The sequence below is a fragment of the Nocardiopsis potens DSM 45234 genome (assembly GCF_000341105.1).
Lineage (GTDB): Bacteria > Actinomycetota > Actinomycetes > Streptosporangiales > Streptosporangiaceae > Nocardiopsis_A > Nocardiopsis_A potens.
This window is the reverse complement of record NZ_ANBB01000046.1, coordinates 102821-115610: the sequence shown is the minus strand read 5'-3', so window position 1 is coordinate 115610 and position 12790 is coordinate 102821. Positions and strand designations below refer to the sequence as shown.

Here is a 12790-nt window from a genome sequence, read left to right as displayed (position 1 = left end):
TGTCGGCACGGCCGGGCGCGCCGCGCCGGCGCAGGCGGGGGCTCAGTCCCGCGGAACGCCCGGCCCGGCACCGCCGTCCTCGCCGATCCGCTCCACCAGGATCGTCGCGGTCCGGTTGCGCCGGCCCGCGGGGTTCTCCGCGGTGAGCCTGAGACCAGCGTAGTCCGCCTTGGAACCGGTGATCGGCACCCGGCCCAGCGCGTAGGCGAGCAGCCCGCCGACGGTGTCCACCTCCGGGGCGTCCACCTCGGTGCCGAAGAGCTCGGCCAGCTCGCCCAGGGGCAGCCGCGCGGTGACCCGCGCCCGGTCCTCGCCGAGCCGCTCGATCGGCGGGATCTCGTCGTCGTACTCGTCGGTGATCTCGCCGACGATCTCCTCCACGATGTCCTCGATGGTGACCAGCCCGGCGGTGCCGCCGTACTCGTCGATGACCACCGAGACGTGGATCCGCTGCCGCTGCATGTCCCGGAGGAGCTCGTCGATCGGCTTGGAGTCCGGCACGTAGCTGGCCGGGCGCATCACCTCGCGCGCGGTGGGCACCGGGCCCCGCTCGTCCTCCCCGCGGGCCCACCGCTCCTGCATGAGCGCGGCGGCGTCCTTCAGGTAGACGATGCCGATCACGTCGTCCTCGTCCTCGCCGGTCACCGGGATCCGGGAGAAGCCGCTGCGCAGCGCGAGCGACAGGCAGTCGTCCAGGCCCTCGTCCCCGCCGATGAAGACGATGTCGGTGCGCGGCACCATGACCTCGCGGACGACGGTGTCGTCCAGCTTGAACACCGAGTGGATCATCTCCCGCTCCTCGGCGTCGATCACGTGGCCGCGCTCGGCCAGGTCGACCAGGCGGCGCAGCTCCTCCTCGCTGCTGAACGGGCCGCTGCGCTCGCCCTTGTTCCGCGGGGTGAGGCCGCGCCCCAGCCGGACCAGGCCCTGGGCCACCGGGCCGAGGACCACCGCGACCGGGGCCAGCAGCGCCACGGCCGTGCCCGCGACCGGGACCGAGAACTGCCGGCCCAGGATCCGCGGGGTGACGCCCATCAGCACGTAGTCCACCGGGATCACCACCACGAGGGTGGCCAGCAGCGCCGGCCAGCCGGCGCCGAGCAGGCCCGCGAAGCCCGCGGCGGCGGCGACCACCGCCGCCACCTCGAAGGCCACCCGGAGCATCAGGACGAGGTTGAGGAACCTGCCCGGGTCGGCCGCGACGGCCTGCAGCCGGGACGGGTCCTTGCCTCCGGCCCCCCCGGTGCCGCCCGCGGCGACCCGGGTGACCGCGATCTCCGCGGCCACCAGGAAGGCGGAGAGCAGGCCGAGCACGACCGCGGCCAGGAGGCCGGCGACCGCGGCGGTCGGCGACGGGAACAGGGCCGCCCCGGCGGCCAGGGCGCTATGGTGCGTCGGGTCCACGGTCAGCCTTCTCGCGTCTCGGCCGTCCGCGAGGCGGCGGCCGCGCTCGGCCGCCACCCCATCAGCAGCTCGGTCTGGAGCCCGAACATCTCGGTGCGCTCCTCGGGCTCGGCGTGGTCATAGCCGAGCAGGTGCAGGATGCCGTGCGTGCACAGCAGGTCCAGCTCGTCCTGGACGCCGTGGCCGCCCTGCTCGGCCTGGCGCGCGGCCACCTGCGGGCAGATGATCACATCGCCCAGGGTGCCCGGTTCGGAGGGCCGGTCCGGTCCGCCCGGTCGCAGCTCGTCCATGGGGAAGGACATGACGTCGGTGGGACCGGGCAGGTCCATCCAGCGCATGTGCAGCTCCGCCATGGGCTCCTCGTCCACCAGGACGACGGACAGCTCGGCGAGCGGGTGTATCCGCAGCGCGTCCAGGACGTACCTGGCCAGTTCGGACAGGGCCGACTCGTCGACCGGGACGCCGGACTCGTTCGCGACGTCGATGCTCATTGCTCTCGTGCGCCCATCCTCATCGTTGCGGACGCTCGGAGCGGCGCCCCGAGCGCTGTCCCCCGCCGTCGTACCTGCCGTAGGCGTCCACGATCGCGCTCACCAGCTTGTGCCTGACGACGTCCTCGCTGGTCAGCTTGGAGAACCAGATGTCGTCGATGCCGGTGAGGATCTCCTCGATGGTGCGGAGCCCGCTGGAGGTGCCGCTGGGCAGGTCCACCTGGGTGACATCGCCGGTCACCACGATCTTGGAGCCGAAGCCCAGCCGGGTGAGGAACATCTTCATCTGCTCGGGAGAGGTGTTCTGCGCCTCGTCCAGGATGATGAAGGAGTCGTTGAGGGTCCGGCCGCGCATGTACGCCAGGGGGGCGACCTCGATGGTGCCCGCCGCCATCAGCTTGGGGATGCTGTCCGGGTCGAGCATGTCGTGCAGCGCGTCGTAGAGCGGGCGCAGGTAGGGGTCGATCTTCTCGTAGAGCGTCCCCGGCAGGAAGCCCAGCCGCTCCCCGGCCTCGACCGCGGGGCGGGTCAGGATGATCCGGTTGACCTGCTTGTTCTGCAGCGCCTTGACCGCCTTGGCCATGGCCAGGTAGGTCTTGCCGGTGCCCGCCGGGCCGATGCCGAACACGATGGTGTGCCGGTCGATCGCGTCCACGTAGTGCTTCTGGTTCAGCGTCTTGGGCCGGATGGTGCGCCCGCGCGCCGACAGGATGTTCATGGTGAGCACGTCGGCGGGGCGCTCGCTCACCGAGGGCGAGCGCAGCATGGCCAGCGTGCGGTCGATCGCGTCCGGCGTGATGTGCGTGCCGTTCTTGACCAGCTCCAGCAGCTCCTCGATCAGCCGGACCACCACCGAGGTCTCCTCGGGGCTGCCGCTGATCGTGATCTCGTTGCCGCGGACGTGGATGTCGCTCTCGAACGCGCGCTCGACCGTGCGCAGCAGCTCGTCGGAGGACCCCAGCAGGCTGACCATCATGTGCTCTTCGGGCACGACGATCTTGACTTGCGTGCTGTTCTGTGTTGATTCGACCATGGGTTGGGCCTGGCGGCCGTCTCGCCCCTGTCTACTCGCGTCCATGGGGATTCGCCCGAAGCGGCTCCCCCACTTTATCCCAACGGGACCTCCGCGGGCCCGGGCGCGGGCACGCGCCCGGGCGGTCCCGGGCTACCCCGGAGGCCACTCCATCCCGCGCCCGCCCAGCACGTGGGCGTGCACGTGGAAGACGGTCTGCCCGGCCCCCGAACCGGTGTTGAACACCATCCGGTAGGCGTCGCCGATCCCTTCCGCCGCGGCCACCTCGGCCGCCTCCGCCGCGATCGCGTCGACCAGCCCGGCGCCCGCTCGGGCCGCGGTGCCCACGTTCGGGACGTGGTCGCGCGGGATCACCAGGACGTGCGTGGGCGCCTGCGGGTTGATGTCGCGGAAGGCGATGGTCCGCTCGCCCTCGCGGACGATCTCGGCGGGCACCTCGCCCGCCACGATCTTGCAGAACAGGCAATCGGGGTCCCTCTGCGCCACCTGCGTCCTCTCCCTCTGCGTACGCCGTCCGCCGGCCGCGGGCCGGCCCTGCCGCCCCCCATCATGCCGCAGCACCGGCCCCGCGGGCCTCCCGATATCCCGGGCCGGGCGACATCGGCCGTTCGGGTCGCTCCCGGGCGCCGGCTCTTCTACGGTGGACCCTGGCCGGGCGGCCGGTGCCGGACGGGCGGGTTTCGGGGAACACGCCGCCGGGGAAGCCTTATTCCTGGATCGTCCGGCGGTGACCGCGGTATCGGGCTATCGTGTGCTCCACGTGATATCGCCCGTGTCTTCCGGTTTCTCCGCACCCGCTCGGCGGGGAGTGCAGCACGGCGGTGCGGAGAATGTGCCCTACCACACGACTCAACGAGAAGAACAGGTATGCCCTTTCGTAAACCCGGCGACAAGGGCGCGCGTCAAACCGACGTGACGGAGACCATGGTCGCGGGAAGGACCGCGGCGCCGACGACGATCGAGTGGAACGCCGACCAGGCCGTGACGCAGCTCTACAGCGAGCACTACCGGCCGCTCGTCCGGCTGGCCGCGCTCCTCGTGCGCGACCACGCCACCGCCGAAGAGGTGGTGCAGGACGCGTTCGTGGCGATGCACGGCGCCTGGCGCAGGCTGCGGGACCCCAACAAGGCGCTGTCCTACCTGCGCCAGTCGGTGGTCAACCGGGCCCGCTCGGTGCTGCGGCACCGGGCCGTCGTGGAGAAGCACGCCCCCAAGGCCCTGCCGGACGCCCCGAGCGCCGAGCACGGGGCCATGGGGGAGCTGGAGCGCGCCGCCGTGATCGAGGCGCTCCGCAAGCTGCCCACCCGGCAGCGCGAGGCCATCGTGCTGCGATACTACGGTGACCTGTCCGAGGCCCAGATCGCGAACGCGATGGGGATCAGCCGGGGCGCCGTCAAGAGCCATACCGCCCGCGGCATCGCGGCTCTCCGCTCGGTTCTGGAGCAGACGACATGACCGACCCGTTCGACGAGGGGATCGAAGAGCGCCTCCGCGCCGCACTGCGCGCCGAGGCCGGCTCCGTCGAGCCCTCCCCCGAAGCCCTCGCGGCGATCCGCGAGCGGACCGAGCGGCGCCGACGCACCGGCTGGCTCGGCCTCCCCTGGCTCCGCCCCGCGCTCGCGGTCGGCGCCGCCGCGGCGATCGCCGGGACCGTGCTGATGGGCACCCCTCAGTTCCGCGACCAGCTGCTGCCCGCCTCCTTCGACAGCCGGGCCGAGCAGGACCAGGAGGGCCCCCGCGACCTGGCCGTCTCCGAGCGCGAGGCGAACGACGACACCCGGCCGGAGTCCGACCGCGAGTCGCCCGGCGCCGAGGACCCGTCCGGCCGCGGGGAGGAGGACCGCCCCGGCGGCGCCGAGGACCCCGCCGAGGAGGAGTCCGGCGGCGCCTCGATCGCCTGTGTGACGCCCGAGCCGGACGACTCCGCCGACCCGTCCCCGTCGGCGTCCTCCCGGGACGGCACCGAGCAGGACCCGGCCGCCCCGCAGGCCCCGGAGTGCGACCCGGAGGAGGGCTCCGGCGGCACCGACGGCGAGGGCGACGGCCACCCCGGCGAGAACCCCGACCCCGGCGGTGACGACGGCGGCGGAGGCGGCGGCGAGGACCCCGAACCCGGCGACGGCGGGGGCGGCGGCTCGCCCTCCCCCGACCCGGGCGGCAAGCCCGACCCCGGCACCCCGCCGGACGTCCCGGTGGAGTAGCCCCGGCACCCGGGACTCGCCTGCGGTGCAGCGTTGCCTCCGCTACAGCGCTACCTCGTCGAGCTTGTCACGGCGACGTTGAGCCCCGGGCGGGCGGGGAGCGCCAGGCAGGGCCATCGAGCGCCCCGCGAGGGTCACCAGGGTCACCAGCGGCCGCAGCGGGACTGGAGGACCGAGAGGGCGGCGACGCCCGCGGTGGAGGTGCGGAGCACCGTGGGGCCGAGCAGCACGCGCACCGCGCCCGCCGCGTCGAAGGCGGACAGCTCGTCCGGGGAGACGCCCCCCTCGGGGCCGACGACCAGCACGGCCTCGCCCCCGGGGGCGGACAGCGCGTCCGGGAGCGGCAGCGCGGAGAGGCGCTCGGCGGCCTCCTCGTGCAGTACCGCGCCGAGCGCGGCGCCGCCGAGCAGTTCGGCCACCCGGGCGGTGCCGGCCGGCGCGGTGACCTCCGGGACCCGGCTGCGGCGGGACTGCTTGGCCGCCTCCCGGGCCGCGGCGCGCCACTTGGCCAGGGCCTTCTCCGCCCGCTCCGGCTTCCACCGGGTCACGCAGCGCTCCGCCGGCCAGGGCACGATCCGGTCCACCCCGGCCTCGGTCATCACCTCCACCGCGAGCTCGCCCCGGTCGCCCTTGGGCAGCGCCTGCACCACGGTGATGCGCGGCGCCGGCTCGGGGTCGGTCCCCCGCTCCAGCACCTCGCAGACCACGGTGTCCTTGCCGACCTCGGCGACCGTGCACCGGGCCCGGGTGCCGGCCCCGTCCACCAGGTGCACGGTCTCACCGACGGAGATCCGCCGGACCGTGGCCGCGTGCCGCCCCTCCGGGCCGCGCAGTACCGCCCGCGCGCCGTCGAGCGCGCCCTCCTCGGCGAGGAAGACCGGTGCCGTCATCGTGTCGGGAACCTCCGTGCCGGTCCCGGGCGGAGCCGGGAGCAGAGTGGGAAGGGGGATGGAGAAGGAGCGCCGGAGACGCCGAGGGGACCCGCCCGGCCTCGGGCCGGGGGATCCCCTGGGTTCCGGCGCCGGGTCAGCGGGCGCCGAAGGCGTCCCGCAGCCGGGAGAACAGGCCGCCGTGGCCCGGGCTGAACTTGCCCGGGGGCTTGTCCTCGCCGCGCAGCTCGGCGAACTTGCGCAGCAGTGCCTCCTGCTCCTCGTCCAGGCGGGACGGGGTCTCCACGTCCACCTGGATCATCAGGTCGCCGCGGCCGCCGCCGTTGAGGTGCTTGACGCCCTTGCCGGCCAGCGTGATGACGTGCCCGGAGCCGGTGCCCGGCCGGAGGTCGATCTCCTCGGTGCCGTCCAGCGTCTCGAAGGTGAACGAGGCGCCCAGCGCGGCGGCGGTCATCGGCACCGTGATGGTGCAGTGCAGGTCGTCGCCGCGGCGCTCGAAGACCGGGTGCGGGCGCTGGACGATCTCCAGGAAGATGTCGCCCCGCGGGCCGCCGTTGGGGCCGATCTCGCCCTCGCCGGCCAGCTGGATCTGGGTGCCGTCCTCGACGCCGGCCGGGATCTCCACGTTGCGGGTGACCCGCTCGCGGATCCGGCCCTCGCCGGCGCAGTCGGCGCAGGGGTCGGTGATGACCGTGCCCATCCCGCTGCACTGCGGGCACGGCCGGGAGGTGCGGACCCGCCCGAGGAAGGACTCCTGCTCCTGGATGATCTCGCCGTGCCCGTGGCACATGCCGCAGCTGGTGCGGGAGGTGCCGGCGGCGGTCCCCTCGCCCTGGCAGGTGTTGCAGAGCACCGCCGTGGGGAAGGCGATGTCCTTGGCCACGCCGAACGCGGCCTCGGCCAGGTCCAGCTCGATGCGGATCTTGATGCTGCGGCCGCGCCGCATCCGCTCCCGCGGGCTGCGCCGCGCCCGGGCCTGGCCGCCGAAGAAGGCGTTCATGATGTCGTCGAAGGGGGAGCCCGCCGCGCCGAAGCCGCCCGGACCGAAGCCTCCGCCACCGGGGGCGAACGGGTCGGCGCCCAGGTCGAACATGCGGCGCTTCTCGTCGTCGGAGAGGACCTCGTAGGCCTGGGTCACCTCCTTGAACCGCTCCTGGGTCTCGGGGTCCGGGTTCACGTCCGGGTGCAGCTCCCGGGCGAGTCTGCGGTACGCCTTCTTGATCTCGTCCTTGGACGCGTCCCGGCGTACGCCGAGGATCTCGTAATAGTCTCTAGCCACTTACTACTGCCCCGCTAGTATCGAGCCGACGTACCGAGCCACCGCGCGTACCGCTCCCATCGTTCCCGGATAGTCCATTCGTGTCGGTCCCACGACGCCGAGCTTGGCCAGCGTCTGGTCGCCCACTCCGTAGCCGGCGGACACGATCGAAGTGCTTCTCAGGCTCTCATGGGAGTTCTCCGCGCCGATGCGTACCGTGAGCATGGAGGGATCGCCCGCCTCCCCCAGCAAACGGATGAGGACCACGTTTTCTTCCAGCGCTTCGAGTACGTCCCGCAGGCTAGCGGAGAATCCCATGCCCGCGAGATTGGCGGTGCCGCTCATCACCACCTTCTCCTCGTGCCGCTCGACCAGGCTCTCCAGCAGCACCGACAGCACCGACGCCGCGAGCGGGCGGTCCTCCGGTTCGAGGGTCTCGGGCAGGTCGGCCACCGCGTCGGGGACCTCGTTCAGCCACTTGCCGGCCAGGGCCTGGTTGAGCGAGCGCCGCAGGTGCTCGACGGAGCCCTCGGAGACCCGGTCGAGCCCGTCGATGACCCGCTGCTCGACCCTGCCGGTGTTGGTGATGAGGACCATCATCACCCGCTGCGGGCCGAGCGGCACCAGTTCCACGTGCTGCACCGACGACCTGGTGAGCGAGGGGTACTGCACGATCGCCACCTGCCGGGTGAGCTGCGCGAGCAGCCGCACCGTGCGGGCGACGATCTCGTCCAGGTCGACGGCCCCGCCGAGGAAGGTCTCGATCGCCCTGCGCTCGGCCGGGGACAGCGGCTTGACCGTGGACAGCCTGTCCACGAAGAGGCGGTAGCCCTTGTCCGTGGGGATCCGGCCGGCGCTGGTGTGCGGCTGGGCGATGTACCCCTCCTCCTCCAGCGCGACCATGTCGTTGCGGATGGTGGCCGGGGATACCCCCAGTGAGTGCCTCTCGGCCAGCGCCCTCGATCCGACGGGCTCGTCAGTGGAGACGAAGTCCTCGACGATGGCGCGCAGGACCGCGAGCTTCCGGTCGTTCAGCACGCACTCACCTCCTGGCACTCCGTGGTCTTAAGTGCTAATTCTATGCCGCTTGGCAAAGCGGCCCTTGTCAAGCTCCTGGCCGGGCGTTGCCGGTGGACGGCCGGTACAGGCCGATCCGCACTCCGGGTGTTGTACCTCACCGGGACGCGGAGGCATGATCCGGGCATGGCCCAGCACCCCGCGGGAGGCCCTCCGCCCCCGCCCCGGATCGACCCCTCCGAGCTCCGCCCCGGCCGCGCCCGGTACTGGATCGGCGGCGCCGCCATCGCCCTCGGCTTCATCGCCGGACTGGTCGGGCTGATCACCGGAATCGTCGTCGCAGCCCAGGTGCCGGACTTCGCCGGCCGGATCGAGCCGAACGACATGACCTCCTTCGAGGTCGGCGCGGAGGAGGCCGGCTCCTCCTGGTCGGTCTACGCCGACGCCCCCGGCGCCGACGCCGCGAGCAGCTGCTCGGTGACCGACCCGACCGGTGCCGACGTGCCGATCGGCCCCTCTGCGGTGAGCCACAGCGTCCAGAACGGCGGGCAGTACTGGGAGGTCGCCGGCTCCTTCACCCCGGCCGAGGCAGGCGAGTACACCCTGGGCTGCACGGACGGGGCCACGATCTACGCGGTCACCCCGGGCGGCGACGCCGCCGGGACCGGGCTGGGCGTGCTGGGCGGCCTGGGGTCGATGTTCCTGTTCCCGATCGCCGGCCTGGTGATCGGCCTGGTCCTCATCGTCACCGCCTACAGCGGGCGCTCCCGGCACCGGCGGCGGCTGCTCGCCGAGCGCGGGTACCCGCCGTACTGACCCGGTTCGGGCTCCGCGGCCGCCCCCGGCACTACAATCCGGCGCGTGCCCAAGAGAACCGACAGATACCGCGGCGACGTGCTCGCCGGCGACCCGCGGCGGCCCCGCAAGGGCGCCGTCGCCGAGGTACCGCTGGAGGCCGGGCTGGTGCTGGAGACCGCCGACGAGGGGTTCTGCGGCGCCGTCACCGGCTGGGACAAGTCCACCGTCACCCTGGAGGACCGGCACGGCGCCACCCGCGTCTTCGACCTGGCCCCGGCGGCGTTCCTGCTGGACGGCGCGCCGGTGACCGCGGTCCGGCCCGCGGCCGCCGCCCCGTCCGGCCCGCTGCGCAGCGCCTCCGGCTCGATCGCGGTCCGCGGGGCGCGGGCCCGGGTCGCGCGGGAGAGCCGGATCTACGTCGAGGGCGCGCACGACGCCGAGCTGGTGGAGAAGATCTGGGGCCACGACCTGCGGGTGGAGGGCGTGGCCGTGGAGTTCCTGGAGGGCGTCGACCGCCTGCCGGAGATCGTCGCCGGGTTCGGCCCGGGCCCGGAGCGCCGGCTGGGCGTCCTGGTCGACCACCTCGTCCCCGGTTCCAAGGAGAGCCGGATCGCCGAGCGGGTCTCCTCCCCCCACGTCCTGGTGACCGGTCACCCGTTCGTCGACGTATGGCAGGCTGTGAAGCCGTCCGCGCTCGGCATCCGGGCCTGGCCCGAGGTGCCGCGGGGCGTCCCCTGGAAAGAGGGGGTGCTGCGCGCCCTGGGGAGCACCGAGGAGCCCGGGGAGGCGTGGCGGCGGATCCTGGGATCCGTGCGATCCTTCACCGACCTGGAACCAGAACTGCTCGGGCGCGTCGAAGAACTGATCGACTTCGTGACCGCGCCCCACGTGGTGGAAGACTAGGGGCGGGACGGCGCAACCGCGCGGACGGACCGCGGCGGCCGCGGGAACCGGCACGGCCGCCGCCGATGGAAACGGCAAGCCAAGGGACGAGATGAGCGAGACCCCGCCCAACCAACCACAGCCCCAGCAGCCCCCGCAGGGGCCCGGGCCCGCCCAGGGCGGCGCTCCTGGACCGGGCGCCGGCGGCCGGCCGGGGTACGCGCCGCCTCCGGCCCCGCAGCCCGGTCCGCAGCAGCCCGGTCCGCAGCACACCGCGGGCCACCCGGCCCCCGGTGTCCCGCCGGGCTCGGGGCCGCAGCGGCCGCCGCACCCGCAGGGCGCCCCGCTCCCCCAGGGCGCGGCGCCGAGGTACGCCCCGCCGCCCGGTGCGCCCTACGGCGCTCCCCCGCAGGGCGCGCCGCTGCCGCCCCCGGGCGCCGCCCCCGGCGGTCCGGTCCCCGGCGGCCCGGCGCCGTCCGCGGAGGACCCGGTGTGGGCGATGGTCGCCCACCTGTCCGGGGCCCTGGTGGCCTGCCTGGGCTGGGTGCCGCCGCTCGCCGTCTTCTCCGGCCGGAAGGACCGCTCCCCGTTCACCCGGGAGCACGCGGCCGAGGCGCTGAATTTCCAGATCACCCTCTTGATCCCGTACGCGCTCTCGTGGATCGTCTACATCGTGCTGGCCCTGATGGCGCCGCAGGTCTCCTGGATCGGATCCGTGCTGATCGCTCTGGTCTGGGCCCTGTCGATCGTGTTCGGCGTCCTCGCCGCCGTCCGTGCCAACAAGGGGGGTCGATACCGCTATCCGGTGTCCCTGCGCCTGGTGAAGTGACCCGAGAAGGCGCGCGCATCCCCCTCTTCCCCGACCGACCCGTTGCTCCGAGGAGAAGCGAACCATGTCCTACCCGCCCCAGCCCGGCCCCTACGGCCAGCAGCCCACCGGCGGCCAGCCCGGTTACGGCGCCCCCTCCGGCGGCCAGCCCGGCTACCCGCAGCAGCCCCAGCAGGGCTACCCCCAGCAGGGGTACCCGCAGCAGGGCCAGCCCGGCTACCCCCAGCAGCCCCAGCAGGGCTACCCGCAGCAGGGCGGCCAGCTGCCCCAGCCCTACCAGCAGCAGGGCGGATACCAGCAGTACCAGCAGCAGGGCGGCGGCTACGGCCAGGGGGCCGGCCAGATGTCCTCCGACGAGCAGGGCACGGTGGCGCTGTGCCACATCGGCGGCGCGATCATCCCGCTGATCCCGATCATCATGTACTTCGTGAAGGGCGACGCCTCGCCGTTCGCCAAGCACCACATCGGGCAGGCCGCCAACTTCCACCTGCTGATGGGGATCCTGCAGTTCGTCAACGGGCTGCTGATGATCGTCCTGATCGGCTTCCTCACCTGGATCATCACCCTGGTCGTCGCGATCATGCTGGGCATCAAGGCGAACAACGCCGCCAAGCAGGGCGAGTGGTACAAGTACCCGATGGGCATCCCGATCGCGAAGTGACGCGCCGCCCTGCGGCGGCCCCGCCCGGGCCGCCGCGGGGCCGCCGGTCCCGGCTCAGGTGAGGTCGCGGACCACCGCATCGGCCAGCAGGCGGCCGCGCCGGGTCAGTACGGCGCGGCCGCCGGCGTGTGCGGCGGCGTCCAGCAGCCCCTCGGCCACCGCCCGCTCGGCGGCGGCCCGCCCGGGCCCGTCCAGCAGCTCCAGCGGGCAGCCCTCGGCGATCCGCAGCTCCAGCAGGATCCGCTCGAACCGCCGGTCCTCGGCGCCGAGCACCTCCCGGGCGTGCCCGGGCGAGGCCCCCGCGGCCAGCCGGGCCGCGTAGGCGGCCGGGTGCTTGACGTTCCACCATCGGGTCCCGCCGACGTGGCTGTGCGCGCCGGGGCCGACCCCCCACCAGTCCCCGCCGGTCCAGTACAGCCGGTTGTGCTCGCTGCGCGCCGCGGTGTCGCGCGCCCAGTTGGAGACCTCGTAGGCGTGCAGCCCGGCCTTCTCCAGCATCTCGTCGGCGATCAGGTACCGGTCGGCCAGCACGTCGTCGTCGCAGGGGGTCAGCTCGCCGCGGCGGACCCGGGCGGCCAGCCGGGTGCCCTCCTCCACGATCAGCGAGTACGCCGAGACGTGGTCCGGGCCGGCCTCCAGCGCCGCCTCCAGCGAGGCCCGCCAGTCGTCGTCGGTCTCTCCCGGCGCCCCGTAGATGAGGTCCAGGTTGACGTGCTCGAACCCGGCCTCGCGCGCCCACTGCGCGCACTTCTGCGGCCGACCGGGGGTGTGCGTGCGCTCCAGCACCTTCAGCACGTGCTCCCGGGCGCTCTGCATGCCGAAGGAGACCCGGGTGAAGCCGGCCTCGCGCAGCCGCGCCAGGTAGCCCGCGTCCACCGTCTCCGGGTTGGCCTCGGTGGTCACCTCGGCGCCGGGCGCCAGGCCGAACTCCTCGCCGATCGCGCGCAGCACCCGGCCCAGGTCCTCGGGGGGCAGCAGGGTGGGGGTGCCGCCGCCGACGAACACGGTGCGCACCGGCGCGTCGGCCGGCCCCAGCGCCCGGCGGGCGAACCGCACCTCCTGCTCGGCGAGGGCCGCGTAGCCCTCCCGGGTCGCGGTGGCCGAGCCGTCCCGGGAGACCAGCTCCTCGGCGGTGTAGGTGTTGAAGTCGCAGTAGCCGCACCGGGTCACGCAGAACGGCACGTGCACGTAGACCCCGAACGGGCGGTCCCCGAACCCGTCGAGGGCGGATGCGGGCAGGGCGCCGTCGGCCGGGACCGGCTCGCCGTCGAGCACTACAGAAGGCATGCCTCCAGTCTCCGCCATCCGCGCCGGTGCCCGGGACCG

At 73.7% G+C, this 12790-nt stretch carries 14 protein-coding genes; 6 read left to right on the top strand and 8 right to left on the bottom strand.

The annotated features are described in order from the left end of the window. Window positions 1–42: 42 nt before the first annotated feature. The 4 genes from D459_RS0119180 to D459_RS0119165 form a co-directional block, all read right to left on the bottom strand. Window positions 43–1380 carry a hemolysin family protein gene (locus tag D459_RS0119180; RefSeq protein WP_152523046.1) on the bottom strand — a complete coding sequence of 446 codons (1338 nt, stop codon included), beginning with the start codon at window positions 1378–1380 and terminating at the stop codon, window positions 43–45. A gap of 26 nt (window positions 1381–1406) precedes the next feature. Next, the gene (ybeY, locus tag D459_RS0119175; protein WP_017594623.1) at window positions 1407–1895 is read right to left on the bottom strand and encodes an rRNA maturation RNase YbeY; all 489 of its coding nucleotides are present in this window, start codon (window positions 1893–1895) and stop codon (window positions 1407–1409) included. Between the two features lie 19 nt (window positions 1896–1914). Then, the gene (locus D459_RS32170) at window positions 1915–2928 is read right to left on the bottom strand and encodes a PhoH family protein (RefSeq protein WP_051065482.1); all 1014 of its coding nucleotides are present in this window, start codon (window positions 2926–2928) and stop codon (window positions 1915–1917) included. 132 nt (window positions 2929–3060) lie between these two features. Then, a complete protein-coding gene (locus D459_RS0119165) occupies window positions 3061–3414 on the bottom strand; it encodes an HIT domain-containing protein (RefSeq protein WP_017594621.1) in 354 nt (117 codons plus the stop codon). Window positions 3415–3852: 438 nt separating this feature from the next. Between D459_RS0119165 and D459_RS0119160 the strand changes: the two genes are divergently transcribed. Together D459_RS0119160 and D459_RS0119155 are read left to right on the top strand one after the other, a co-directional pair. Continuing rightward, window positions 3853–4383, top strand: coding sequence for a SigE family RNA polymerase sigma factor (locus D459_RS0119160; RefSeq protein WP_017594620.1), 531 nt, complete (start codon window positions 3853–3855; stop codon window positions 4381–4383). Next, a complete protein-coding gene (locus D459_RS0119155) occupies window positions 4380–5129 on the top strand; it encodes a hypothetical protein (RefSeq protein WP_026120545.1) in 750 nt (249 codons plus the stop codon). Before D459_RS0119160 ends, D459_RS0119155 begins: the two co-directional genes overlap by 4 nt. Window positions 5130–5272: 143 nt before the next feature. Here D459_RS0119155 and D459_RS0119150 read toward each other — a convergent pair whose 3' ends face one another. From D459_RS0119150 to hrcA, 3 genes are all read right to left on the bottom strand, one after another. Beyond that, the gene (locus D459_RS0119150) at window positions 5273–6019 is read right to left on the bottom strand and encodes a 16S rRNA (uracil(1498)-N(3))-methyltransferase (RefSeq protein WP_017594619.1); all 747 of its coding nucleotides are present in this window, start codon (window positions 6017–6019) and stop codon (window positions 5273–5275) included. A 136-nt stretch (window positions 6020–6155) separates the two neighbouring features. Next, window positions 6156–7298: a molecular chaperone DnaJ gene (gene dnaJ / locus D459_RS0119145; RefSeq protein WP_017594618.1), complete on the bottom strand. Its 1143-nt coding sequence runs from the start codon at window positions 7296–7298 to the stop codon at window positions 6156–6158. Window positions 7299–7301: 3 nt separating this feature from the next. Beyond that, complete coding sequence (hrcA, locus tag D459_RS0119140) at window positions 7302–8315, bottom strand: heat-inducible transcriptional repressor HrcA (protein WP_017594617.1); 1014 nt, start codon at window positions 8313–8315, stop codon at window positions 7302–7304. A gap of 165 nt (window positions 8316–8480) precedes the next feature. Here hrcA and D459_RS33785 point away from each other — a divergent pair, with 165 nt between their 5' ends. From D459_RS33785 to D459_RS32160, 4 genes are all read left to right on the top strand, one after another. Beyond that, on the top strand, window positions 8481–9110 hold the full coding sequence (locus D459_RS33785; protein ID WP_017594616.1) for a hypothetical protein: 630 nt from the start codon (window positions 8481–8483) through the stop codon (window positions 9108–9110). A gap of 78 nt (window positions 9111–9188) precedes the next feature. Then, complete coding sequence (locus tag D459_RS0119130) at window positions 9189–9995, top strand: DUF3097 domain-containing protein (RefSeq protein WP_017594615.1); 807 nt, start codon at window positions 9189–9191, stop codon at window positions 9993–9995. 91 nt (window positions 9996–10086) lie between these two features. Next, window positions 10087–10803: a DUF4870 domain-containing protein gene (locus D459_RS36995; RefSeq protein ID WP_081620628.1), complete on the top strand. Its 717-nt coding sequence runs from the start codon at window positions 10087–10089 to the stop codon at window positions 10801–10803. 64 nt (window positions 10804–10867) lie between these two features. After that, complete coding sequence (locus D459_RS32160; RefSeq protein ID WP_040710494.1) at window positions 10868–11464, top strand: DUF4870 domain-containing protein; 597 nt, start codon at window positions 10868–10870, stop codon at window positions 11462–11464. Window positions 11465–11518: 54 nt separating this feature from the next. On the opposite strand, the gene hemW is transcribed toward D459_RS32160, so the two are convergent. After that, window positions 11519–12751, bottom strand: a complete 1233-nt coding sequence (gene hemW, locus D459_RS0119115; RefSeq protein ID WP_026120543.1) for a radical SAM family heme chaperone HemW — start codon at window positions 12749–12751, stop codon at window positions 11519–11521. Window positions 12752–12790 lie beyond the last annotated feature (39 nt).

What these genes read in the sequence shown, in the direction of transcription:
- D459_RS32170 (WP_051065482.1), bottom strand. Translation starts at nt 2,928, where the DNA reads ATGGTCGAATCAACACAGAACAGCACGCAAGTCAAGATCGTCGTGCCC.
- D459_RS32160 (WP_040710494.1), top strand. Translation starts at nt 10,868, where the DNA reads ATGTCCTACCCGCCCCAGCCCGGCCCCTACGGCCAGCAGCCCACCGGC.
- D459_RS36995 (WP_081620628.1), top strand. Translation starts at nt 10,087, where the DNA reads ATGAGCGAGACCCCGCCCAACCAACCACAGCCCCAGCAGCCCCCGCAG.
- ybeY (WP_017594623.1), bottom strand. Translation starts at nt 1,895, where the DNA reads ATGAGCATCGACGTCGCGAACGAGTCCGGCGTCCCGGTCGACGAGTCG.
- D459_RS33785 (WP_017594616.1), top strand. Translation starts at nt 8,481, where the DNA reads ATGGCCCAGCACCCCGCGGGAGGCCCTCCGCCCCCGCCCCGGATCGAC.
- D459_RS0119160 (WP_017594620.1), top strand. Translation starts at nt 3,853, where the DNA reads ATGGTCGCGGGAAGGACCGCGGCGCCGACGACGATCGAGTGGAACGCC.
- D459_RS0119150 (WP_017594619.1), bottom strand. Translation starts at nt 6,019, where the DNA reads ATGACGGCACCGGTCTTCCTCGCCGAGGAGGGCGCGCTCGACGGCGCG.
- hemW (WP_026120543.1), bottom strand. Translation starts at nt 12,751, where the DNA reads ATGCCTTCTGTAGTGCTCGACGGCGAGCCGGTCCCGGCCGACGGCGCC.
- D459_RS0119155 (WP_026120545.1), top strand. Translation starts at nt 4,380, where the DNA reads ATGACCGACCCGTTCGACGAGGGGATCGAAGAGCGCCTCCGCGCCGCA.